This is a genomic window from Pseudomonas sp. SDO52101_S400 (assembly GCF_054071635.1).
Genome location: NZ_JBSVWF010000005.1, coordinates 59912 through 84760, shown reverse-complemented (window position 1 = coordinate 84760; position 24849 = coordinate 59912). Strand labels below are relative to the sequence as shown.

Genomic DNA, 24849 nt, shown 5'->3' with positions numbered 1-24849 from the left:
TTATGCAAAATGCCTGAGTCAATTCCCATCTAACCCAAAGCACCTTGCAAACACACTAGATCACCACAACAACAGGCCACAAGCAGACAATCATTAAAATTCAATTCAACCAATAGCAACTTACACAGAAGATAAAACCATGTAATCTTCGAAAAAATTAGTTGCGAAAACAGAACCAACAGCAATATTGATCCGTTAAACCACCAACTTGTGCAAACGCTGCCGATAAGCGTCTGCCATCTTGCGTATCTCTGGATGATCCGAGCCCGACAACGACTCACTGCTGATCCGCAAGAAGTTTGTATTTCCCTCGGCCAGCGCCTTGCGCAACCAACCGAGCGCCTCATCGACATGACCTTCGTCGGCCAGAACTGCCGCATAGCTGAACTGCCCGCGAAAATCACCGCCCTCAGCCGAACGTCGATACCAGTCAAGGGCCGCTGCCGGATTTGCCGGGCACACTTGCCCCTCCTCCAGATAACGTCCAAGCAGGTTCATCGACTTGGCATGACCGGCTTCGGCCGCGCGTTGATACAACGCCATGGCCTGAAGATGATCGACATCGACACCGCGCCCGGTCGCAAGCAGATTGGCGAGGTTGTACATCGCCCAGTCCAGCCCGGCATCCGCTGCAACGCGATAATGCTTGGCGGCAACCGCTGCGTCGACCACACAACCCCATCCGTGTTCATGACAGCGGCCGAGCATGTTGCGCGCCATCAAATGACCTTGCCCGGCGGCAATTTCAAACCAGCGCAAAGCCAGCGGCTGATCCTGAGCAATCCCGCGACCATCGAGCAGAATCTGCCCGAGCAGCGCCTGAGCCTCCAGCACGCCCTCACCTGCCGCCATCAGAATCGCCTGAGCCGCACGGGCCGGGCTTTCTTCGAGCATGGCGATGAGCCGTTCGCCGTCGAGGACTTCCTCACGGCGCAAACGAAAGTCCGCCACTTACACCTCGACCCAGCGGCGCAGCAGATTGTGATAAGTGCCGGTCAGGCGGATCAGCGAAGGGTGATCGGGCATGTCCTGAGTAAGCTGCTGAATTGCACCGTCCATCTCGAAGAGCAAGGCGCGCTGGCTGTCTTCGCGAACCAGACTTTGTGTCCAGAAGAACGACGCATAACGTGCGCCGCGCGTGACAGCGTTGACCTTGTGCAGACTGGTGCCGGGGTACAGGACCATGTCGCCGGCGGGCAGTTTCACCCGTTGAGTGCCGAAGGTGTCCTGGATTTCCAGCTCGCCGCCGTCGTAGTCCTCCGGCTCGCTGAAGAACAGCGTGGCCGACAAATCCGTACGTACGCGCTCGATGCTGCCCTTGGGCTGGCGCACCGCGTTGTCGATGTGGAAATCGAAACTGCCGCCCGCTGTGTAGCAGTTGAGTAACGGCGGGAATACCTTGTGCGGCAATGCGGCGGACATGAACAGCGGATTTTTCCACAGCCGTTCAAGCATCGCCGCGCCGATTTCCTTGGCCAGCGGATGACCTTCAGGGAGCTGAAGATTGTGCTTGGCCCTGGCCGACTGGTAGCCAGCGGTGATTTTGCCATCGGCCCAATCGGCCTGCTCCAGAGCCTCGCGAATGCGCTGCACTTCGTCTTTTTCGAACAGACCGGGGATGTGCAGCAGCATGGCAATGTCACCTGATGGCAAAGAGGCGGCAATGGTATTGATTCTTATTGACTGTGTAAAACCCGCTAGACGAATGAACTGGCAAAAACCGTAAGGTTAAATTGTAAAGAATGTAAATTCAGTGCGAATAACAATGTTTCGCAATTGATACGAATACCTGTTTACCCTATATTCCGCCGCCTCAAATCCTTGGGGAGGGGAATAAAAATGGCACGTCAACACGCACAATTACCGGTCAGCTCACCACGTCTGCTCGCTTCCGCCATCGGCGTGGCAATCACCGCCGGCTCCGCTGGCCACATGGTGTTCGCCGCTGAAAAGACCGACAGCAAAGCCTCCGGCAATGCCATTGCCCTGGACGCCACCGCCATCACCGGTGAAGCCCAGGACTCGACGTCCTACCAGGTCGAGAAAGCCTCCTCGCCCAAGTACACCGCGCCGCTGGTCGACACGCCGCGCTCGGTCACCGTTATTCCTCAACAAGTCCTCAAAGACACCGGCGCCCTGAACATGCAGGACGCGCTGCGCACCGTACCTGGCATCACCTTCGGTGCCGGTGAAGGTGGCAACCCACAGGGCGACCGTCCGTTCATCCGTGGTTTCGACGCCCAAGGCGACACCTACCTCGACGGCGTGCGCGACACCGGCTCGCAGAGCCGCGAGATCTTCGCCGTGGAAAACATCGAAGTCAGCAAGGGCCCGAACTCCGCCATCGGCGGTCGCGGCGCGGCTGGCGGCAGCATCAACCTGGTGAGCAAGAAAGCGCACCTGGGCAACTCGTTCGACGGCGGCTTCACCTGGGGCTCCGACCAGACCCAGCGCTACACGATGGATGGCAACTACCAGTTCAGCGATACCGCTGCCGGCCGTCTGAACCTGATGAGCCACGAGAGCAACGTCGCCGGCCGCGACAAGGTCGACTACGACCGTTGGGGCATCGCGCCGTCCCTGGCCTTCGGTCTGGGCACCGACACCCGCGTCAACCTCGACTACTACCATCTCGAAAGCAACGACACCCCGGACTCGGGCATTCCGTACACCATTCCGAAGGCCGGTTCGGCTGCCCGTACCAAGTCCAACCCGGACAAACCGTACGCCGGCGGCGATCACAGCAACTTTTACGGTCTGGACCGCGACTTCCGCAAGGGCCGCACCGACACTGCAACATTCGCCATCGAGCACGACCTGAATGACTCGCTGACGATCAAGAACACCCTGCGTCACGGCACCAGCATGCAGGATTACATCCTGACCCAGCCGGACGACAGCAAGGGCAACGTCAACAACGGCAGCGTCTGGCGTCGTGCGAACACTCGCGTGAGCAACACCGAGACCACCACCAACCAGACCGACCTGTTCGGCAATTTCTACGTTGCCGGCTTCAAGAACAGCTTCTCCACCGGTGTCGAGTACACACGTGAGGAAAGCCAGAAGTCCTCGTACAACGTCAACACCGACACCACGCCGCGCACCACCAACGTGCCGTCCAGCACCAACTGCACGCCGTCGATGATCGGCGCATCGAGTGGCTACAACTGCACCTCGCTGTCGAACCCGAACCCGAACGATCCGTGGAACGGCGCCATTTCGCGCAACTACGCCGGCACTGACACCCAGTCCGATACTTACGCGCTGTATGTGTTCGACACCCTGGAGCTGTCCCAGCAATGGCTGGTGAACATGGGCCTGCGTTACGACCACTTCGAAACCGGCTACCACACCTACAACAACGCTGGCACCACCACCTCCAAAGGCGCGGACACCAGCGAGTTTGTCACCGGTCAGTTCGGCATCGTCTACAAACCGGCAGAGAACGGCAGCATCTACGCGTCCTACGCCACCTCCGCCACGCCACCGGGCAGCACCCTGGGCGAAGGCATGGACGGCAACCCGCTGGGCGGCACGCCGGATCGCAATGGCAACCTGCTCAAAAGCGACATGGAGCCGGAAACCACCAAGAACTACGAAATCGGCACCAAGTGGGATCTGCTGAACGATCGCCTGTCGCTGACCGCCGACATCTTCCGTACCGAGAAAGAAAACGCTCGTGTCCAGGTTGATACCACCTCGTACGAAAACGCCGGCAAGACTCGTGTACAAGGTATCGAGTTGTCCGCCAGCGGCAAGATCACCGACAAGTGGCAAGTGTTCGCCGGTTACGCCTATATGGACAGCGAACAGGTTGACGGTGGTGACCTGCCGGCCAACAAAGCCAACAACGGTAACGAACTGCCAAACACCCCGAAAAACAGCGCCAGCCTGTGGACCACTTACCAGGTCACGCCGAAGCTGACCATCGGTGGCGGTGCGTTTTACGTGGATGACGTGTTCGGCAGCGTGGCCAACACCACCATGGTCGATTCCTACGTTCGCTACGACGCAATGGCAGCCTACAAGCTGACCAAGAACGTCGACCTGCAACTGAACGTGCAAAACCTGACCAACGAAACCTACTACGACAAAGCCTTCTCGACTCACTTCGCCAACCAGGCGGCGGGCCGTACGGCATTGCTGAGCACCAACTTCCACTTCTGACGGAAGCCGGAAGCCTCGGGCCCCGTTCATTCATTTGAGCGGGGCTTTTGTGCGTAATAAAGAACGTTTCTCGATAGGCCACGGCATAATGCACGCCGTGAACACAACCTCCGAACGGACAAGGCAAGCAACGTGTTGAAGAAAACCCTGTTCCAGTTGCACTGGTTTTTTGGCATCACTGCCGGGCTGGTGCTGGCCCTGATGGGCATCACCGGCGCTGCCTATTCGTTTCAGGACGAAATCCTCAAAGCCCTCAATCCATCCGTGTTGCAGGTCGAGAAGCAAGTCGCCGGCGTCCTGCCGCCTGCCGATCTGGTGGCGCAGATCGAAGCCGCCTCGGGCAAGAAAGTCTCGATGCTCTCCGTCGAGACCGAGAGTGGCACCGCCGGACGCGTCTGGTTCACCCCGCCCAAAGGTGAACGCCGTGGCGAGATGCGCTACTTCGATCCCTACACCGCCGAGTTCAAGGGCGAGGCCACGGGCCAGGACTTCTTCGGCCTGATGCTGCAGTTGCACCGGTTCCTCGCCATGGGCGATACCGGCCGCAACATCACCGGCGCCTGCACCCTGATGCTGCTGTTCTTCTGCCTGTCCGGCCTTTATCTGCGCTGGCCGCGTCAGTGGAACAGCTGGCGTGTTTGGCTGACCCTGGACTGGAAGAAAAAGGGCCGCAGCTTCAACTGGGACCTGCACTCGGTGTTCGGCACCTGGTGCATGTTGGTGTACCTGCTGCTGGCGCTGACCGGTCTGTCCTGGTCCTACGAGTGGTACAACAAAGGCCTGACCAGACTGCTTTCCGACGCACCGCAAAACGAGCGCGTGCGCGGCGGTCGTGGCCCGGCCCCTGAAGGTCCGGCGCCGACTGCCGATTACGCGGCGATGTGGGTCAGCATCTACAGCGCCGCAGGTCCAGGCCTCGCCTCCTACAACATCCGCATGCCGCCTGTGGCCGGCCAACCGGCGACCGTGTTCTATCTGCTCGACAGCTCGCCCCACGAGCGCGCGCTGAACCAGATCACCCTCGACCCGGCCACCGGTGTCGTCAAACGCGTCGACCGCTACGCCGACAAAAGCTTCAAGGCGCAATTGCTGACCAGCATTTACGCGCTGCACGTCGGCAGTTATTTCGGTCTGGTCGGGCGGATCATCGTGACCGTCGCGGCGCTGTTGATGCCGCTGTTCTTCATCACAGGCTGGCTGCTGTACCTGGATCGCCGACGCAAGAAAAAGCAGATCAAGGATGCCCGCCAAGGTCTCGTTCAACCGGCCGGCGACACCCAGGCATGGCTGATCGGCTTCGCCAGCCAGAGCGGTTTTGCCGAGCAACTGGCGTGGCAGACCGCCGGTCAATTGCAGGCAGCCGGATTGCCGGTGAAGGTGCAGCCGCTGGCGAATCTCAGCGAACAGGATCTGCGCGAATCGAACAACGCGCTGTTCGTGGTCAGCACCTTCGGCGACGGCGAAGCGCCGGACAGCGCTCGCGGTTTCGAACGCAAGGTATTGAACAACGCCTCGACCCTCGACAGCCTCAACTACGCCGTACTCGGCCTCGGTGACCGTCAGTATCAACACTTCTGCGGTTTCGCCCGACGCCTGCATCAATGGCTGGGCGAGCACGGCGGCAAGACCCTGTTCGCCCCGGTGGAAGTCGATAGCGGCGATCCCTACGCGCTGCGTCACTGGCAGACCCAGCTCGGCCTGATTACCGGGCAAGCACCGGTCGACACCTGGCAGGCACCGAGCTACAGCAACTGGACGCTGGAGCGCCGCGAGCTGATGAACCCTGACAGCAGCGGTTCACCGGTTTTCCTGCTGGGTCTCTCGGCGCCTGACACCAGCAGCTGGCTGGCTGGCGATCTGGTGGAAGTGTTGCCACGCAACTGCCCGTGGGCCATCGAACATTTCCTCGACGGCCTCGGCATTCGTGGCGAAACCCGCGTGAAGGTCAACGGCCTGGAAGAATCGCTGGAAGTGGCCCTCGCCACCCGCCAGTTGCCCGAACACCGCGCCCATCTGGTGGGCCTGCATGCCCAGGCGCTGGTCGATGCGATGGTGCCGCTGGCGATGCGCGAATACTCGATCGCCTCGATTGCCGCCGACGGCGTGCTGGAACTGATCGTGCGTCAGGAACAGCATGCCGACGGCACCCTTGGCATCGGCTCCGGCTGGCTGACCGAACATGCGCAGGTAGGCGGCAGCATCAGCCTGCGGGTGCGGCGCAACAGTGGTTTCCATCTGCCCAACCAGCCTGTGCCGATGATTTTGCTGGGCAACGGCACCGGCCTTGCCGGTTTGCGCAGCTTGCTCAAGGCGCGGGTTGCCGACGGTCAACAGCGCCACTGGTTGCTGTTCGGCGAACGCAATCGCGAGCACGATTTCCTCTGTCGTGCAGAGCTGGAAGAGTGGTTGATCAACGGTGATCTGGCGCGGCTGGACCTGGCGTTTTCCCGGGATCAGGCCGAGAAGATTTACGTGCAGGATCGCCTGCGCGAATCGGCCGCCGATCTCAAGAAATGGCTGGCGGAGGGTGCCGTGATCTACATCTGCGGCAGCCTGCAAGGAATGGCTTCGGGTGTGGATCAAGTGCTCAATGAAGTGCTGGGCGCCGCCGAAGTCGAACGCCTGATCGAACAGGGTCGCTATCGCCGCGACGTTTACTGATTCACCTTGGGTAACTGTGGGAGCAACCGTGCTCCCACAGGTTCAGCATTGGATTCAGACTGGCTGCAACTTCTGCTCAAACACCGCCACCCCGTCCAGATCCCGCAACACCACACTCAACTCCCCGCTCTGCCCTTCGATATTCACCTCGCCAAAAAACTGGAACCCGGCAAACGGTGAAGCGTTTTGCGTCGGCGGCGCTTTCTGGAACACCACTTCCGGGCCGAAGGTTTTGTCCAGCGGATTGGGCCCGAAACTCCCGGCGTTCAGAGGCCCTGCGACAAACTCCCAGAATGGCTCGAAATCCTGAAACGCCGCGCGGTCCGGGTGATAGTGATGTGCCGCGCAGTAATGCACGTCCGCCGTCAGAAACACGAAATTGCGCACCTGCTGTGCCCGCAGGAACCCCAGCAATTCGGCGATCTCCAATTCACGGCCCTGAGCCGGGCCTGGATCGCCGTTGGCCACGGCCTCCCAACGCGGCACTCCGGGGCTGACTTCACCGTCGGGCACGCCAAGGCCGATCGGCATGTCGGCGGCAATCACCTTCCACTGAGCTTTCGATGCCTTCAAACCGCGCTTGAGCCAGTTCAGTTGTTCACGCCCCAGGAACGGTTTTTCCGCCCCGAGATTGTCGTCGTTGGCGCCGCGATAGCTGCGCATGTCGAGCACGAACACATCGAGCATCGGCCCGTAACTCAACTTGCGATAAATCCGCCCGCCACCGTCCGCTGCCTGACGACGCATCGGCGAATATTCGAGCCAGGCCTGACGCGCACGACCGACCAGGGTGTGGATATCTTTTTCCTGATAGCGCTCGTCGAGCTGCTTGCCCGGCGACCAGTTGTTGACCACTTCGTGGTCATCCCACTGCCAGATCTGCGGCACTTCGGCGTTGAAGCGGCGGATGTTTTCATCCATCAGGTTGTAGCGGTAATTGCCGCGATAATCGTCGAGGGTCTGGGCGACCTTGCTCTTGGCTTCCGTGGTGAGGTTGCGCCAGATCCGGCCACCCTCGGTGGTCAGTTGCGCCGGCACCGGGCCGTCGGCGTAGATCGTGTCGCCGCTGTGGATAAAGAAGTCCGGCAGCCGCATGCGCATGGATTCGTAGATGCGCATGCCGCCGATGTCGGGGTTGATGCCAAAGCCCTGGCCGACGGTGTCGCCGCTCCACACGAAGCGGATATTGCGCCGCGCCGTCGGTGCGCTGCGCAAGTGACCGAGCCACGGTTCGCTGGCGACGCCGGTCTGGGCGTCCTTGAAATACACGCGGTAGAAAATCGCCTGGTCGGCGGGCAATCCGGTAAGTTCGACGCGGGCGGTGAAATCGCTGCGGGCATCGGCCAGCGCCGAGACGACACGGCGCGGATGGCGGAACTGACTGCGGGTGTCCCATTCCACCACCATCCGCGCCGGGCGGTCGCTGCGGCTCCAGATCATCGCCCGGTCGCCCTGCAGGTCGCCGGACTGCACGCCGTCGGTGAGTTGCGGTCGATCCTTGACCGATGCGATCACCGCCGGCGCCAGCCCTGGCATCAGCAAACCGGCGCCGACCACTTGCATCACGCGCCGGCGCCCGAGGTTGAAATCGCTCATGCTGTTCTCCCTGAAAAAGGAAAACTTAAGCACGGGATCATGAAATAGACATGACACCAATAACCCAAGTGGGAGCGAGCCTGCTCGCGAAAGCAGTGTGCCAGTCAACATCCATCTGACTGACAGACCGCATTCGCGAGCAGGCTCGCTCCCACAGTTTCAGTACGGTGTCAGGCCTGGGCGGGTTCCATTGCCAGCTCGACCGCTTCCGGCCGCTTGACCAGCGCATACACCACCGCCGTCAGCAAACTGCCCGCGACGATGGCCAGCAGGTACAGCAGCGCATGGTTGATCGCGTTCGGGATCGCCAGCACAAACAGGCCACCGTGGGGCGCCATCAACTTGCAGCCGAAGTACATCGACAGTGCGCCGGTCAACGCGCCGCCGGCAATGCTTGCCGGGATCACCCGCAACGGGTCTTTCGCGGCAAACGGAATTGCCCCTTCAGAGATGAAGCACAAGCCGAGCACCAGCGCCGCTTTGCCCGCCTCGCGTTCGGTCTGGGCGAACTTGCGCCGGGCGATGAAGGTGGCAATGCCCAGACCAATCGGCGGCACCATGCCGGCGGCCATGGTCGCGGCCATCGGTGCATAACTCTGCGAGGCCAGCAGCCCCACCGAGAACGCATAGGCTGCCTTGTTGATCGGGCCGCCGAGGTCGACGCACATCATGCCGCCCAGCAGCACACCGAGCAGGATCGCGTTGGTGGTGCCCATGCTGTCGAGGAAATGCGTCAGTGCCGCCAGCATCCCGGCCACCGGTTTGCCGACCACGTAAATCATCACCAGCCCGGTGATCAGACTGGCGAACAGCGGGATGATCAGAATCGGTTTCAGCGCTTCCAGACTTTGCGGCAACGCCACATAACGACTGATCAGCTTTGCCGCATAACCGGCAATGAAACCGGCGACGATCCCGCCGATGAATCCGGCGCCCAGTGTGCTCGCCAGCAAACCGCCGATCATCCCCGGCGCCAGGCCCGGACGGTCGGCAATCGAGTAGGCGATGTAACCGGCCAGCAACGGCACCATCAATTTGAACGCGGTCTCGCCACCGATCTGCATCAGCGCCGCCGCCAGCGTGCCCTCTTCCTTGAACGCAGTGATGCCGAACACGAACGACAAGGCAATCATCAAACCGCCCGCCACCACCATCGGCAGCATGAATGACACACCGGTCAGCAAGTGTTTGTAGACACCGGTTTTCTCTTGTTTGGCCGGGGTCTTGCCGTCGCTCGCCGCGCTTTCCTGCTGGCCCTCAGCGAGCGCTTTTTTCAGCGTGGCTTCGGATTGCTTCAACGCGATCCCGGTGCCGCAGCGGTAGATTTTCTTGCCGGCGAAACGCTCGGTTGCGACTTCGATGTCGGCTGCCAGCAGCACCACGTCGGCCTCGGCAATCGCCGTTGCGCTCAGCGGATTTTTTGCTCCCACAGAACCCTGGGTTTCGAGGTGCAGTTCATAGCCCAGACGCTTGGCGGTTTGCTGCAAGGCCTCGGCGGCCATGAAGGTGTGGGCGACACCGGTCGGGCACGCGGTGACGGCGACGATGCGCGGCGCACGTTGCGCAGCGGCCGCCGGTGCAACTTCGCTGGCGACATAAACCTCGGCTTCTTCCGCACCGCGTCGCAGCACTGCTTCGACATCCTGCAGCGCTTGCGCCGGAGCAATCTGAAAGACCCGTTTACCCACGAATCGGGTCATGTCGACCGACCCTGTGGTCACCAGCAACACCCACTCTGCCGCCTCGATCGTGGCCGCCGATAACTCGCGTTCCGGGTGCGCCGCATCCATCACTTCGACGCTGGTGCTCCAGCCCTGACGCTGGGCCGCGGCATCCAGCAGCCGGGCACACAGCACACTGGTGACCATGCCGTTCGGGCAGGCCGTGACAATGGCTAACTTCATGACAATCCCTCTTATTGTTCTGTCAGGGGGCGCACGCGCACGCCCTGTTCGAGCCGCGTCAGTTGCGCAGCATCGTGAATGCCGAAACCGATCTGGGTCACCGCCTGCGCCGCAATCGCCGTGGCCGTGCGCAGGGTTTGTTCCGGCGTATCGGCGCTGAGCAGACCGTGAAGCATGCCGGCCAGCAACGAATCCCCGGCACCGACCGTACTGGCAACGCTGACCTTCGGCGGCGTTGCGTGCAACGCCGAGCCGACGCTGAACCAGTTCACCCCTTCGGCACCGTGGGAAATCACCACATGCTCGATGCCTTGAGCGTGCAGACGATTGGCCGCCTCAGCCTGAGCGGCGTGGGACAGCACTTCACAGCCGAGTGCGTCGGCCAGCTCTTCGGTGTTCGGCTTGATCAGCCACGGGCCGGCCTTGAGTGCCGTACGCAGCGCTTCGCCGCTGGTGTCCAACGCGACTTTCAGGCCCAGGCCTTTCAGGCGCTCGATCAACTCACGCAACCACTTCGCACTGACCCCGCGCGGCAGACTGCCGGCGACCACCACCGCGTCATGCCCCGGTGCAATCTGCACCAGACGATCCAGCAACGCCTGTTGCGCCACTACGCCGACAACCGGGCCCGGGCCGTTGATGTCGGTGATTCGCCCGTCCTGCTCCGCGACCTTGATATTGCTGCGGGTCTCGCCCGGCACACGGATGAAGGCATCCGTGAAGCCACGCTTGGCGAACAGGGTTTCGAACGCCTGCAGATTGTCTTCGCCGAGAAATCCGCTGACCGTCAATTGATGACCGAGGTCGGCCAGCACTTGCGCGACGTTGACACCCTTGCCGGCGGCGTGGGTGTGCATCTCGTCGCTGCGGTTGACCTGACCGGTCTCAAGGTGTGGCAACTGCACCGTGAGGTCCAGCGCCGGGTTGAGGGTCAGGGTAAGAATCTTGGCCATTACAGGGCCTCCACTAATGCGCGCACTTCGTTGGCGCTGCCCACGGCCAGGGCTTGTTGAGCAAGGGTTTGAGTCTGGGTCAGGCTGAGTTCGCGGATGCGTGCCTTGACCTCGGCGATGCTGCGCCCCGACACACTCAATTCATCCACACCCAGACCGACCAACACCGGCACCGCCAGCGGATCCGCTGCCAGTTCGCCGCACACACCGACCCATTTGCCATGGGCATGGGCAGCGCGCACGGTGATGTCGATCAGTTGCAGCACCGCCGGGTGCAGGCCGTCCGCCTGGGCGGACAGGGTCGGATGACCACGGTCGATGGCCAGGGTGTACTGGGTCAGGTCGTTGGTGCCGACGCTGAAGAAATCGACCTCTTTGGCCAGCACCGGCGCCAGCAACGCGGCGGACGGCACTTCGATCATGATCCCCAGTTGCAGGTCGGCGACCGGGATTTCCAGGCGCAGGCGCTCGGTCATGTCGCGAGCCTGACGCCATTCTTCGACGCTGCCGACCATCGGGAACATGATCCGCAACGGACGGTTGTCCGCCGAACGCAGCAAGGCGCGCAACTGCGCTTCCATGATCTGCGGACGCTGCAAGGTCAGGCGAATGCCGCGTACGCCCAGAAACGGATTTTCTTCCTTGGCGATCGGCCAATACGGCAGCGGTTTGTCACCGCCGACATCGAGAGTACGCACCACCAGCGGCCGACCGGCGAGGCCGTCGAGGACGCGACGGTATTCGGCTTCCTGAGTCGCCTCGTCCGGCGCCTGTGGGTGGGCCATGAAAATCAGTTCGGTGCGCAGCAGGCCGATGCCTTCGGCGCCCTGCTCCACCGCACTGGTGACGCCGGCGCTTTCACCGATGTTGGCGAACACTTCCACGGCGTGGCCGTCGGTGGTGTGCGCCGGTTGATGACGTTGTTCGGCAGCGGCTTTCAGGCGTTGTTCGCGGGTGTCGCGTTCTTCGGCGGCGCGTTGCAAGGTCGCGGCATCGGCATCGACATGCAGGCGACCGCGCTGGCCATCAAGCAGCAACGGCGTGCCCGCTTTCAGAAGCAGTACCGCCGCGCCGGCACCGACCAGCGCCGGAATGCCCAGCGCGCGGGCCACGATGGCGCTGTGAGCGGTGGCGCCACCGCGGGCGGTGAGAATCCCCGCCACCCGCGCCGGATCAAGCCGCGCCACATCGGACGGACCGACCTCGTCCATCACCAGAATGTACGGTTGCTCAGGCTCGGCAGGCGTCTGCACGCCGCACAGTTGCGCCAGCACCCGGCGACCGATGTCGCGCAGATCGGCGGCGCGTTCGGCGAGCAAGGCGTCCTGCAAGGATTCCTGTTGTTTCGCGGCAGCCTCGATCACGGCCATCCACGCCGCTTCGGCGCTTTCGCCTTGTTTGAGGCGGGTGTCGACTTCATCGGTGAGTTCCGGGTCGTCGAGCATTTCCTGGTGGGTGATGAAAATCTCGCGAATCGCTTTAGCCTTGCTGCGTTCGATCAGGCCCTGAATGTCCTGACGCACGTCGGCCAGCGCTTGCTTGAGACGCTCACGCTCGATGGCCGCAGACTCTCCACGCAACGGGTAATCGATGGCTTGCTGAACTTGAATGTGCGCCGGGCCGATGGCGATGCCGGGGGCAGCGGGAATCGCTTGCAGCAGACTGCCGGAGGCCGGGGCGCTCAGGACTTCGGCAATGTCGGTAATGACTTCGCGCTGCTGACTGACTGCCGGCAATGGTTCGACTTCTTCGCCGAGGCCTTCTTCGATGGCCGCCAGCAAGGCCGGCAAGGCGTCGGCGGCGATGCTCGGCTCGGCGATGAGTTCCAGCACCTGACCGCGACGGGCGCCGAGGCTCAGCAGTTTGCTCAGGCTCTTCACCGACACGGCGCTGTCCTGGCCGTCGACGATGCGGATGCGGATTTCGCCGTCAAAACTCTTCGCCAGTTGCGCGAGGATCTTCGCCGGCCGCGCGTGGAGACCATGGGCGTTGGCCAATGCAATCCGCGCACTCGGCCAGTCGGCCGGCAACTCACCGCCGAGCACTTCGAGGACTTTGCGGCTGCTGGTGGCACGGCCCAATTCGTGGCCGCGACCTTCGATCAGCAACGCACACAAACGCTCAAGCAGCGCCTGATGCGCTTCGCCGAGGCTGGCCAGACAGAACAGGCCGCTGAGCGGCTGGCCGAGGTAACGTATCGGTTTGTCCGGGGTGACGAAGGCCAGGCCCGGACGCTTCACGGTCTGCTCGCTGTGCAGCCACCACAGGCCATCGCCCAGCGGCAGCGCTTCGACTTGCTGCAGCACGCCGGCGAAACCGTTGCTCACGCAATCGGCCTGACGCAACAGACGCGCACCGCGCCAGACCAGCTCTTCGAAATCGTCGGCGGATACGCCGAGGCCGATCATCTGCGCATCCAGCGCCAGTTCCTGTGGCGCGCCTTGCAGCAGTTTCAGCAGCGCTTCTGGCGAACTGGCGCGGCGCAGGGCCTGGCCCAGATCGGTCTCGCCGAGGGCGCGGGTCAGCAATTGCAGCAGGCGCAAGTGTTCGTCGGATTTGGCCGCAATGCCGATGGCCAGATAGACGATCTGGCCATCGCCCCAATCCACGCCGTCGGGAAACTGCATCAGCCGCACGCCGGTGGCGAACACCTGATCGCGGGTTTCGGGCGTGCCATGGGGGATCGCAATCCCCTGACCGAGAAAGGTCGAGCCCTGGGCTTCCCGCGCCTGCAAACCGGCAAGGTAACCGTCAGCGACCAGACCATCAGCCACCAGGTGATCGGCCAGCAATTGCAGGGCAGCGGCTTTATCCACAGCCGATTGGCCCATGGATATCTGCTCTATAGTGAGCTCGAGCATGCGTTCTCCTTTTTGGCGTCAGGGGGCGCCAGGTATTGTTTTGAATGGTTGCAGCTTAGGCGCTGACGGCGATCCTTTTCAGGGGCAGTTTTGGCGGTTTCACGGCAGAACCGGCCAAAGGCGTCTAAAACGTAGAAAATACGCTTGCTGAAACGTTTAATCTAGATTGATCGGCACGTTACTCGATAATGTCTCATCCTTGAAGTCCAACTTGTCGGATGCGCTGCGACAATGGTCGCCTGCCTGAATCGGGTAGGATTGGCGAAAATGTGGCGGCAAGCTCGAAAAAACAAGGAAATCCCGGGTTGAAACTCAGTGATATCGCGCGGTTGGCCGGAGTGTCCGTGACCACCGCCAGCTACGTCATCAACGGCAAGGCCGAACAGCAACGCATCAGCACCGCGACCGTCGAGCGGGTGCGGGCGGTGGTCGATCAGCACGGCTTTACGCCCAATCCACAGGCGGCCGGGCTGCGCAGTCGGCACACCCGGACCCTGGGCTTTATCCTTCCGGATCTGGAAAACCCCAGTTACGCGCGGATCGCCAAGCTGCTGGAGCAAGGTGCCCGGGCTCGCGGCTATCAGTTACTGATCGCCAGCTCCGACGATGCGCCGGACAGCGAACGGCAATTGCTGCAACTGTTCCGCGCCCGGCGCTGCGATGCGTTGATCGTCGCCAGTTGCCTGCCGGCCGGTGACGACAGCTACCGTCAGTTGCAGGCCAAGGGTTTGCCGGTCATCGCCATCGACCGGGTGATGGATCCCGAGCATTTCTGCTCGGTTGTCAGCGACGACCGCGAGGCCAGCCTGCACCTGACCGAAAGCCTGCTCGACCCGCAACCGAAACAGATCGTGCTGCTGGGTGCCCGCCCGGAACTGAGCATCAGCCAGGAACGTGCCGCCGGCTTCAAACAGGCCCTCGCCGGATTCAAGGGCGAAGTGCTGATCGAGCACGCCGAGTCCTTCAGCCGCGAGTGCGGCAAGCAATTGATGGAAGAACTCCTGCAACGCCTCGGGCATTTGCCGGATGCGCTGGTGACCACGTCCTACGTGCTGTTGCAGGGCGTGTTCGATGCGCTGCATGACTTCCCGCTGAAAAACCGCCCGCTGCGTCTCGGCACGTTTGGCGACACCCAGTTGCTGGACTTTCTGCCGCTGCCGGTCAACGCCATGGCCCAACAGCACCAGCTGATCGCCGACAAGGCGCTGGAACTGGCGCTGGCGGCGGTCGAGCAATCGGATTACCAGCCTGGCGTACAGGCCATCGCCCGTACCTTCAAGCAGCGTATTCATCGGGACTGAGCCGTGGAGCTGATCGACAGCCACACCCACCTGGACTTTCCCGACTTCGACGCCGACCGCGCGGCGTTGCTGGCCGAAAGCCGCGCTCTCGGAGTGCGGCGGATGGTGGTGCTGGGAGTCTACGAGGGCAACTGGCAGCGAGTCTGGGATCTGGTGCAAAGCGATTCCGACCTGTACGCGGCTTTCGGTTTGCACCCGGTCTATCTCGATCAGCATCGACCTGAAGACTTGCGCGTGCTGGGCGACTGGCTGACACGGCTAAAGGGTCACCGGCAACTGTGCGCCGTCGGCGAAATCGGACTGGATTACTTCATCGAAACCCTCGACCGCGAGCGCCAGCAAGCGCTGTTCGATGCGCAACTGCAACTGGCAGCGGATTTCGAGTTACCGGCGTTGATTCATGTGCGGCGCAGTCATGCGGCGGTGATTGCCACGCTCAAGCGCTTCAGGCTCAAGCGCGGGGGCATCATCCATGCCTTCGCCGGCAGCCGTGAAGAGGCGCGGGAATACATCAAGCTTGGCTTCAGACTCGGCCTCGGCGGCGCACCGACCTGGCCCCAGGCGTTGCGCATGCATCGGGTGCTGGCCGACTTGCCACTGAGTTCGGTGGTGCTGGAAACCGACTCACCGGACATGGCGCCCGCCATGTACCCCGGCGTGCGCAACACGCCTGCGCATTTGCCGGAGATCTGCAACGTGCTTGCGGGATTGATGAGTATCAGTGCAGAACAACTCGCCCAGGCCAGCACCGCCAACTGCTGCGAAGTATTCGGCTGGTAGTCACTCGCCATGGGCCTTCACCGCGTCGAGCGTCAGGGTCATGTGTTGACGGTGGTGAACGAAGCGCATCAACGCGAAGTACACGAAAACCACGATCAATGAAGCATTCAACTGCTCGGTCACATTGAGCAACCCGATCCATTCCATCACCAGCGCCACCAGCAACGCGGTGCACACCGTCAGCGAGGCACTGAAGCGCAACCAGCCCAGCGAATCGAGGGACCTGAAACGTCTGATCTGTTTCGGGCAGCGCAGCTCCAGGGCTTTCTGGCAGTGAGCGCAGGTAAACGGTTCATTGATCGCGATGGCATTGAGTTGCCAGGGTTTGAGCAGCAGCGTGGTCTGGCAATGGGCACAGCGGCCCTGGACTCCCAGGGTTGCAACAGACATGTGTGGCCTCCTCCAAACGGTCAGTTGATGTGATCTTGATCCATTGAAGACGAAAAATCAGAGCACGGAGGAAATCAGGAAATTGCTTACAAAAGTAAGCCAAGAAGTACTACAAATTATTCCGAAAAACCTGCCTCCGGAGAGGCAGAATCCTTCAGACCCGGAAGGCACTGATCAGCTGCTTCAGCTCAACCACCTGCGCCGACAGTGCGCGACTGGCATTTTCAGTCTGATGGGCACCTTCGGCCGTGCGCTCACCGGCACGGTTGATTTCGACAATGTTCTGGTCGATGTCATGGGCTACCGCCGTCTGCTGCTCGACGGCAGCGGCGATCTGCTGGTTCTGATCGACGATCATTCCTACCGCACCGAGGATGTTTTCCAGCGCCTGCTGGACCTTTTCCGACTGGCCGACCGTGCCGTTGGCCATCGAATGACTGACGCCCATGGCCTTCACCGCTGCGCCGACCCCGCCGTGGAGCCTGGCGATCATCTGCTCGATTTCTTCGGTCGATTGCTGGGTGCGTTTGGCCAGGGTACGTACTTCGTCCGCCACCACCGCAAATCCTCGCCCCTGCTCACCGGCCCGCGCCGCTTCGATCGCCGCGTTGAGAGCCAGCAGATTGGTCTGTTCGGCGATGCTCTTGATCACCTCCAGTACCCGGCTGATCGACTGGCTGTCGCTGGCCAACTGGTTGATCACCAGCACCGACTGATCGATCTCGCTGGCCAGTGCCGCGATGCTGTTTTGCTGGGATTCCACCAGCCCACGGCCGCTGATGGTTTCGCCATTCACGCTGTGGGCGCTGCTCACCGCTGCCGCCGCGCTGCGCGCCACCTCCAGTGAAGTGGCCGACATCTGGTTCATGGCGGTGGCAACCTGCTCGATCTGGGTACGCTGCCCGGCCACGGCCTGATTGCTTTGCGCCGAGACATTTTCCACTTGCCCGGCCTGACGCTCGACTTCGCCGACGGTATGGCCGACCCGCTCGATCAGGTCGTGGATCTTGCGCACCGTGCCATTGAACACCTCACCCAATTCGCCCAGTTCATCGCGGCTATGGGCCACGAAGTTGACCGTCATGTCCCCGGCGGCGACCTTGTCCATCATTGCGCCAAGGCGTTTGAGCGTGTTGCGGGTCGAGGCGTAGAAGCCGCCGTAGAGATAGAAAATCAGCACAAACACCACCGACAGCGCCACCGCCTGCAACACCATGTGCGTGCGGTTCTGTGCCAGACGTTGCTGCAATTGAGTATCGAGGAATTTCAGGGTGGCTTCGTTGAGCTGGTAGGTCCGGTCCATCAGCCCGGTGACCTGATCATAAAAGGCCTGCCACGGCGCATCGAGTGTCTCGGCGACCACCACTTGCTCTTCAAACACTTCGCTGGCCTGCTTCAACGATGCCTTGCTGGCGTCGGCCGCAATACTCAGCGAATCCCGCGCGGCCTTGCTCGAACCCAGCGCGTCCTGCAGTTTCAGCCCGTATTCGCCCTGAAGCTTTTCGATCTGTGCCAGCAACTCATCGAACCGAGTGCTGGAGGAACTGTTGAGAAAACCCTGCCCCAATGAGAACGAGCCCATGGCCCGGCCTTCGCCGAGGGTCTGGGTGATGGCCGGTGTGATCGAGGTGACCAGTTCGCTGAGCTGGCGGATGTCGCTCTGGGTGTCGCGGCTCAGGCCTGCCTGGCTGGCAATGATCTGGCTGAAAATCTGCGCATTGCCGAGCAGCTTGCCGATCAGCGCACTTTTGCTTTGCAGGGAGTTTTCCGCTTGCTGGGCCTTGAACGCGGTAATCATCTCATCGCGCTTGGCATCGAAGACCTTGATCTGCTCCGGATCCTCGGTCATGGCCGTCAGCCCTTGCAAGTGCGCCAGAACGTTTTGCTCAAGGCCGGTGATTTGCGTATCGACATTGCCCGCCTTGCCCGACTGGCCGAGGGTGACGTTGATCTGCACCAGGTTGTTGAGAGTTTCCAGATCCCGACGCAGGGTCAGGCTGCTGCCCAGCAGGTCGAGGCTTTGCAACTCCACCCGGGTGCCCTGGAATTCGCGATAGGAATCGCGCACCAGATAGAAGTTGGTCACCAGCATCGGTACCAGGAACAGCACGCTGATCAGGCTGAACTTCATGCCGAAGCTCAAGCGGTTCATCAGCGAGACGGCGGGATAGAGCAAGCTCTTCACTGGAAGTCTCCCTTGGTTTTTTCTTGTTTTTATTGGCAGGCGCGGGGCGACAGCAGATAGCCACTATCGGGCGCTATCTCTGTATAGCTCAAATCGAAGGGAGGTTTTGTAACTTAAGGTTAACGAGGGGGATTGCCCCCCTCACTACACGGATGGACGACAGAAGTGCTAGTGCAGCACCGTCCACAACGCAAATCCGGCATACCACAACACCGCGGCACGCAGCAGCAATTCCCACAGGCAATCGAGGGTGTTGATGCCTTCCGGACCGACGACGGCGGGCGGGATTTCCCCGGCAGCCAGACCGACCTTGTTGATCAACTGCGCGGCGCTGATGTTCCAGTTCAACAGTTCATGCAGCATGACCCGGCTGACCGCAACGAAGTTGCCGACCAGGGCGAAACTTGCCGCCAGCAGGCGCACCGGCACCCAGTCGAACGCATGTCGCAATTGCCCTGCCCGCTCGGCCAGGGCCGGGTTTTGTGCGTTTTCTTCAGCCAGGGCCAGCAGGCGATAGCTCAGCGCTGCGACCGGACCGAGCAGGAAGTACCAGAAAATCACCGCGAAAAAGCTCTGGTAGGCCTGCCACAACAGATGGCGCTGCACTTGCTCCAGCAATTGCTCGCCACTTTCGGCACAGATGTCCAGATCGCGCTTGGCCACATGGGCGGCGGCTTGCAAGTCTTCCCGACGCCAGGCATCACGGAACGGGCCGAGACCGCCAAGCAGGTCGCCGCGACCCAGACTGTAGATCACCACCAGCAAATGCACCGGCAGGGCCAGCAGGCCGTAGGCGACCGGGTCCAGCACCACCAACAGCAACCCCAGCAACGCCACCGGCATCAGCACCAGAATGGCCAGCACCAGCCATGGACGTTTTGCCAGACTGCCACTTTCAAGCTTGTGCAGTTCGCGGATCCATCCGCCATCGCGTTGAACCCGATGGCGCAGGGCCGAGAACTTCTCGATCCATACCGCCAGCAGTAACACCAGAAAACTCATTGTCCTTCCTCTTGTGCCAGGGCGGTGCGGTAGCGTGCCCAGTCGAATGCGGGTCCAGGGTCGGTCTTGCGCCCGGGCGCGATGTCGCTGTGCCCGCAGATGCGCTCGACAGTGATCGCCGGAAACGCTTTTTGCAAATGGCGGGTCAGCACGATCAACGCCTGATACTGCGCATCGGTGAACGGCAGATCATCGGTGCCTTCGAGTTCGATACCCACGGAAAAATCGTTACAGGTTTCCCGCCCTTCGAACACCGAAACGCCGGCATGCCAGGCGCGCTCATGACAGGAGACAAACTGGGTGACCTTGCCGTCACGTTCGATCAGAAAATGCGCGGAGACGCGCAGGTCGGCAATCCCTGCAAAATAGGGATGCTCCGTGACATCCAGTCGATTCTGGAAAAATTCCTGCACCTTGCCGGTGGCGAACTGCGCCGGAGGCAGGCTGATGTTGTGGATGACCAACAGCGAAACTTCGCCCGCCGGACGTTCATTGAAGTTGGGCGAGGGGCAGACCTGCACCTCGTTAAACCACCCGCTTGCGGGATCCAACTGCATACCGATTCCTTCAACGCCGACTGTGTTGGCGCCCAGTATGCCGTGATCGGCCCCTGGCGCGCGATCACTTGCCGCGATTGAGCCGTCGCAGATTGCCGAGCACCGACTCCAGCGCCCGGTCGAACAGCAAGGTGTCATCCAGCACCCGCACCGTCCCGCGACGGAACTCCATGGCCAGGGCGATACGATTGCGCTCCTGCACTTTCATTCCGGTACGGTCGACAAACACATACTTGCCGGTCGCCTCGACGATCGCCGCCAGTTTGCAGCGCAAGGTGTGTTCTTCATCTTCTTCGAACGCCACCCAACTGCCCAGACGCAATTGATCGACCTGGCGCAGGCTCGCCTCATCGGCCGGCAAAGGCTCCGCGCCCAATGTCAGATTGCCTTTGTCGGCGGTCTGCAGAACGATAGCCTGTGACACCTGGATCATTGGCGGCGACTCGGCCTGATCCGGTTCGACAGCGGGTTGCAGCAAACGAACGTGCAACGCTTCCAGCGCACTGAAAAACTCGCTGGTGGCAAACGGATCGAACGCCGAACTGCTCAGCCCGTCACGCAAAGACTTGAGCAGTCCCGGCACCAGCGACAGCAAGCGCAGGCCTGACTCGGCATCGTCGTGACGCTGCACACTCCAGATCAACTGCTCCATGGTCTGCACGTCGGCTTGCCATTCGGCAGACTGATCGCCATGTTTGAGGCACGTCAGCAACAGCACCTTGCTCCAGGCGGTCTGGACGAAGGTCACCACCGACGGCGGCAGGACTTTGCCCAGCATCGCCTGGTTCAACGCCTGTTCGACGCGCAGGCGGGCCAGTTCGGTTTTCGCACGGCCCTCTTCGGCATCACGCAGGCGCTGCTCAAGCAGCTCACTGCGCCGGCGCTCATCGCTGGTGAAGGTAAGAAAGTCTGCCAGCAGCTCGGAGAAAATCGCTGGGTCATCGACGAAATCCGTCAGCAGACGCTGTACCACTTGTTCGATGCGCAGATAGAGACTGTCGCGTGCATCGCCGTCACATTCGCCCCACCCCATCGCTGCTTCGGCGATTTCATTGAGCAGGCGTCGCGCCGGATGGCTGCTGCGGCTGAAAAAGCTCTTGTCGATCACCGCGACCTTCAACATCGGGATCTGCAAACGGGCGATCAGTGCCTTGAGCGAGTCCGGCAGGTTACGGTCATCCAGAATGCAGTCGAAAACCATGGCAACCAGATTGATCACATCCTCGTCGGCGCCACCGACGATCCGTGACTTACCGCTTTTCACGCTGACCCGGGTCAACAATTGCTCAAGCTGATTGCGCAGATCGAAGTCTTCCTGCCCCGCCAGCGCCGGCACGTACTGCTGTAAATGCGAGAGCAGGCGCAGCAGGTCGCGGGTGGAAATCGGCTGAGTCGCCGCGCTCGGCTCAAGGGTCGGCGCGACGCTACCGCGCACATGCAACAGCAACTCCTGGAATGCGGCAAAGACCTCCTGCACACCCGCGTCCGCTGGCGATTGATCGAGATCGTCGAACTCACTGTGTGCACTGGCCGAAGCATGATCCCTGGCGCGACGGGTCGGTGCAGGTTTCAGCTCGGGCAACACGCCGGTGGCGACCAACAGTTGGTTGGCCTCCGCGAAGAGTTGATCGGTATCGGCCAGCACATAGCGCTCGAACAGTTTGAGCAGGATCAGTTTGACCTTGATCTCCACGCCCAGATTGCGCCCCGCCTGCAGGAAATACTCACACAGCATCGCCGGCCCCAGCGGGTTGTGCTGGTCATCAAGGGATTTGCCCAACAGTGCGCTGAACCGCGCGGTCAATTGATCGAGGGCGAAACCGTCTCGATTCAGCACACGGCCGACCATGGTCTCGATCGCTACGCTGCGCTCCATGTCGTCGGTGCGCGCCGTGGTGTCTTCGTACTGCAATGCATGAGACACGACGTTCTGGGCGGGATCATATTGAGTGAGACCGACAAAAGCCTCGAAGAATTGCTCGAGAAAGCCGCGCTCGATGTTCTTGCGCTTGAGGCGCAAGTCGCGCATGGCTTCGAAAAAGATGTTTTGTTCGACGTCGTTACGCGCCCGGTCGGCCATTTCGAACAGGGTGTCGTCGGCGTTATCGAACAGCTCCTGCAAACCGTTGCGCAAGCGCTGGGCAGCCTTGTCGCGAACCTGAAGCAGAATCACAGGCAGGCGGGCGAGCGGCGAGTGGGTCGCCTGATCGGTAGCACCCTTGTGCAAAGGCACTACATTCCCGTCGTTGTGCATCCAAGCCTCCTGAAACGGTGATTTGCCGACGTCAAAGCTATGGCGTCAAATGCAAGGCGGATTATCTTGCAAAAGTTGTCTCCGGCGCCAGAGGCGTCAGGGTTTCCCCTAGACGCCAACACCTTCAAATGACCACCCGGGAATGGGGTTTGCTCAAAGAAATTCGACCGGATGCAAGCCAACGGGGAAGTTCTCGCCTTGGGTTGGCCCACGCCATGCCCCTATAATCGGGCCACTTAGTTTGTGGAGCCCGTTATGCCGAATCTACGTCTCGCCGATTTGACCGCCGAAATCGAAGCCAACGTGCGCCGTGCGTTGCTCGAAGACATCGGCAGCGGCGACATCACCGCGCAACTGATCCCGGCCGAACGCCTGGCCAAAGCCACCATCATCACCCGTGACGCTGCCGTGATCTGCGGCACAGCCTGGGTCGACACGGTGTTCCGTCAGCTCGATCCTCGGGTGGCGGTGCACTGGCAGGTACGCGATGGCGAACGGGTTTCTCCGAACCAGCCGTTGTTTCACCTGGAAGGCCCGGCCCGCTCGCTGCTGACCGGCGAACGCAGCGCCCTGAACTTCCTGCAATTGCTGTCCGGCGTGGCCACCCGCGCGCAATACCTCGCGGACTTCGTCGCCGAAACCGACGTGAAGCTGCTCGACACCCGCAAGACCCTGCCGGGGCTGCGTCTGGCGCAGAAATACGCAGTCACCTGCGGCGGCTGCCACAACCATCGCATCGGTCTGTACGACGCGTTTCTGATCAAGGAAAACCACATCGCCGCCAGTGGCGGCATCCCACAGGCCATTGCCGCTGCGCACAAGATCGCGCCGGGCAAACCGGTGGAAATCGAAGTGGAAAGCCTGGATGAACTGAAGGAAGCGCTGGCGGCCGGCGCCGACATCATCATGCTCGACGAACTGAGCCTGGACGACATGCGCGAAGCCGTGCGCCTGAACGGCGGCAAGGCGAAGCTGGAAGCCAGTGGCGGCATCAACGAAAGCACGCTGTTGCCAATCGCACAGACCGGGGTGGATTACATCTCGATCGGCGCGATGACCAAGGACGTGAAGGCCGTGGACCTGTCGATGCGACTGAGTCTCTGATTCGAACACGCAATAAAAAACGCCAGCCCTTTCGAGGCTGGCGTTTTTGTTTCAAACCACCAGATTATTCATCTCGCAGTACTCTTCCCAATCGACACCCAGCACTTCAGCCGCCTCCTTGTGCAGCTCAAGGCGCTTGGCCTCGAACTCTTCAGGGGTGCTGGTGTATTTGAGCGTCAGTTCCCACGGCTGCAATCCCTGGGCTTCGGCTTCGTCTTCGAACGCCCATTGGATCTGGTCTTTCTGCTCATCGGGACTCAGATCCTTGATCTCGTCCATCAGCTCCGACGCATCAAGTTTGTACTTTTCCAGCGCTTGTTCGTGGCGTTGCTCTTGGGTCAATTCAGTCATGGCGTTCTCGCTGATCATGGGAATGGAAGATGGATCTGGATCATCAAGGATCTCTCTGACGCGGATTGTCCGGCCTTCGGAACCATTCGGGATCATCTGAAAACTGCTGGGCGATGCTCATGCAGACAGCGAATATAGGACGTTTGGCGAGCGAATTACACGGGTCTTTACATCTCTCCCACAAAAAGTTGACCTGCGGAACATAAATCGGATTCCCGAGTCATAGCGATGTGCCATATCGGCACTTACCTTCGCTGTTCACAAGGAACCCCAGTGATGCGCAGCTTTTTGAAGATTTCTTCTGTTGTGTCCGCCACCGCTTTGACCACCCTGCTGGGCACGCTGGCCCTGCCGGCCAGCGCAATGGCCGTTGAACTGAGTAGCAGCAGCCCTTCCTACGGCGACCAGATCTCGGCCATTCACAACGATTTCGGCAAAGACGTGGTGATAAAGAGCGGTATCGGTGTCGATGAACTGAAAAAGATGCGCGACACCGTTAACGACCAGTCGCGTCAGATTGAAGAGTTCAAACGCAGCAGCGGTTCGAGCTCAAGCTCCAGCGGCAGAGAGATTGATGATCTGAAGAGCAAGGTCAAGGAACAGGACCGTCAGATCGATACGCTGAGCCGTCAGGTCGAAGACCTCAAGCGCAACAGCGGCTCAAGTTCCAGTTCGAACAACAGCGAAATCTCCAGCCTGAAGCAGAAGCTCAACGATCAGGATCGCGCGATGGATCAGCTCAAACGGACCGTCGAGGAGTTGAGCCGCAAGGTGAAATAAGGG

General features: G+C 61.1%; 18 protein-coding genes. 6 read left to right on the top strand and 12 right to left on the bottom strand.

Going from position 1 to position 24849, the window contains the following annotated elements:
• Window positions 1-195 precede the first annotated feature (195 nt).
• Together ACW9HX_RS03630 and ACW9HX_RS03625 are read right to left on the bottom strand one after the other, a co-directional pair.
• Entirely contained in the window at window positions 196-951 is a 756-nt protein-coding gene (locus tag ACW9HX_RS03630) for a tetratricopeptide repeat protein (protein ID WP_457379529.1), read from the bottom strand.
• On the bottom strand, window positions 952-1632 hold the full coding sequence (locus ACW9HX_RS03625) for a Fe2+-dependent dioxygenase (protein WP_457379528.1): 681 nt from the start codon (window positions 1630-1632) through the stop codon (window positions 952-954).
• Window positions 1633-1839: 207 nt separating this feature from the next.
• Between ACW9HX_RS03625 and ACW9HX_RS03620 the strand changes: the two genes are divergently transcribed.
• On the top strand, window positions 1840-4167 hold the full coding sequence (locus ACW9HX_RS03620; protein ID WP_457379527.1) for a TonB-dependent receptor: 2328 nt from the start codon (window positions 1840-1842) through the stop codon (window positions 4165-4167).
• Window positions 4168-4299: 132 nt separating this feature from the next.
• Window positions 4300-6828: a PepSY domain-containing protein gene (locus ACW9HX_RS03615; RefSeq protein ID WP_457379526.1), complete on the top strand. Its 2529-nt coding sequence runs from the start codon at window positions 4300-4302 to the stop codon at window positions 6826-6828.
• 54 nt (window positions 6829-6882) lie between these two features.
• Here the strand turns inward: ACW9HX_RS03615 and ACW9HX_RS03610 are convergent, their stop codons facing one another.
• The 4 genes from ACW9HX_RS03610 to ptsP form a co-directional block, all read right to left on the bottom strand.
• Complete coding sequence (locus tag ACW9HX_RS03610) at window positions 6883-8424, bottom strand: alkaline phosphatase D family protein (protein ID WP_457379525.1); 1542 nt, start codon at window positions 8422-8424, stop codon at window positions 6883-6885.
• 170 nt (window positions 8425-8594) lie between these two features.
• Window positions 8595-10328 (bottom strand): PTS fructose-like transporter subunit IIB, encoded by a 1734-nt coding sequence (locus ACW9HX_RS03605; RefSeq protein WP_457379524.1) that lies wholly within the window; start codon window positions 10326-10328, stop codon window positions 8595-8597.
• 11 nt (window positions 10329-10339) lie between these two features.
• Window positions 10340-11281 (bottom strand): 1-phosphofructokinase, encoded by a 942-nt coding sequence (gene pfkB, locus ACW9HX_RS03600; protein WP_457379523.1) that lies wholly within the window; start codon window positions 11279-11281, stop codon window positions 10340-10342.
• Complete coding sequence (gene ptsP, locus ACW9HX_RS03595; protein ID WP_457379522.1) at window positions 11281-14142, bottom strand: phosphoenolpyruvate--protein phosphotransferase; 2862 nt, start codon at window positions 14140-14142, stop codon at window positions 11281-11283. Before ptsP ends, pfkB begins: the two co-directional genes overlap by 1 nt.
• A 305-nt stretch (window positions 14143-14447) precedes the next feature.
• Between ptsP and cra the strand changes: the two genes are divergently transcribed.
• Window positions 14448-15443 (top strand): catabolite repressor/activator, encoded by a 996-nt coding sequence (gene cra, locus ACW9HX_RS03590; protein WP_273902630.1) that lies wholly within the window; start codon window positions 14448-14450, stop codon window positions 15441-15443.
• Window positions 15444-15446: 3 nt separating this feature from the next.
• Window positions 15447-16223 carry a TatD family hydrolase gene (locus ACW9HX_RS03585; RefSeq protein ID WP_457379521.1) on the top strand — a complete coding sequence of 259 codons (777 nt, stop codon included), beginning with the start codon at window positions 15447-15449 and terminating at the stop codon, window positions 16221-16223.
• Here the strand turns inward: ACW9HX_RS03585 and ACW9HX_RS03580 are convergent, their stop codons facing one another.
• From ACW9HX_RS03580 to ACW9HX_RS03560, 5 genes are all read right to left on the bottom strand, one after another.
• A complete protein-coding gene (locus ACW9HX_RS03580) occupies window positions 16224-16613 on the bottom strand; it encodes a hypothetical protein (RefSeq protein ID WP_457379520.1) in 390 nt (129 codons plus the stop codon).
• A gap of 154 nt (window positions 16614-16767) precedes the next feature.
• Window positions 16768-18798 (bottom strand): methyl-accepting chemotaxis protein, encoded by a 2031-nt coding sequence (locus tag ACW9HX_RS03575; protein ID WP_457379519.1) that lies wholly within the window; start codon window positions 18796-18798, stop codon window positions 16768-16770.
• A 168-nt stretch (window positions 18799-18966) separates the two neighbouring features.
• Complete coding sequence (ampE, locus tag ACW9HX_RS03570; RefSeq protein ID WP_457379518.1) at window positions 18967-19800, bottom strand: regulatory signaling modulator protein AmpE; 834 nt, start codon at window positions 19798-19800, stop codon at window positions 18967-18969.
• Window positions 19797-20357: a 1,6-anhydro-N-acetylmuramyl-L-alanine amidase AmpD gene (ampD, locus tag ACW9HX_RS03565; protein WP_457379517.1), complete on the bottom strand. Its 561-nt coding sequence runs from the start codon at window positions 20355-20357 to the stop codon at window positions 19797-19799. Before ampD ends, ampE begins: the two co-directional genes overlap by 4 nt.
• A gap of 64 nt (window positions 20358-20421) precedes the next feature.
• Complete coding sequence (locus ACW9HX_RS03560) at window positions 20422-22611, bottom strand: DUF1631 domain-containing protein (RefSeq protein ID WP_457379516.1); 2190 nt, start codon at window positions 22609-22611, stop codon at window positions 20422-20424.
• Window positions 22612-22866: 255 nt separating this feature from the next.
• On the opposite strand from ACW9HX_RS03560, the gene nadC reads away from it, so the two are divergent.
• Entirely contained in the window at window positions 22867-23715 is an 849-nt protein-coding gene (nadC, locus tag ACW9HX_RS03555) for a carboxylating nicotinate-nucleotide diphosphorylase (protein ID WP_085711842.1), read from the top strand.
• Between the two features lie 51 nt (window positions 23716-23766).
• On the opposite strand, the gene ACW9HX_RS03550 is transcribed toward nadC, so the two are convergent.
• Window positions 23767-24066: a DUF6388 family protein gene (locus tag ACW9HX_RS03550; protein WP_207985005.1), complete on the bottom strand. Its 300-nt coding sequence runs from the start codon at window positions 24064-24066 to the stop codon at window positions 23767-23769.
• A gap of 276 nt (window positions 24067-24342) precedes the next feature.
• Here ACW9HX_RS03550 and ACW9HX_RS03545 point away from each other — a divergent pair, with 276 nt between their 5' ends.
• Window positions 24343-24846 carry a hypothetical protein gene (locus ACW9HX_RS03545; protein WP_457379515.1) on the top strand — a complete coding sequence of 168 codons (504 nt, stop codon included), beginning with the start codon at window positions 24343-24345 and terminating at the stop codon, window positions 24844-24846.
• Window positions 24847-24849 lie beyond the last annotated feature (3 nt).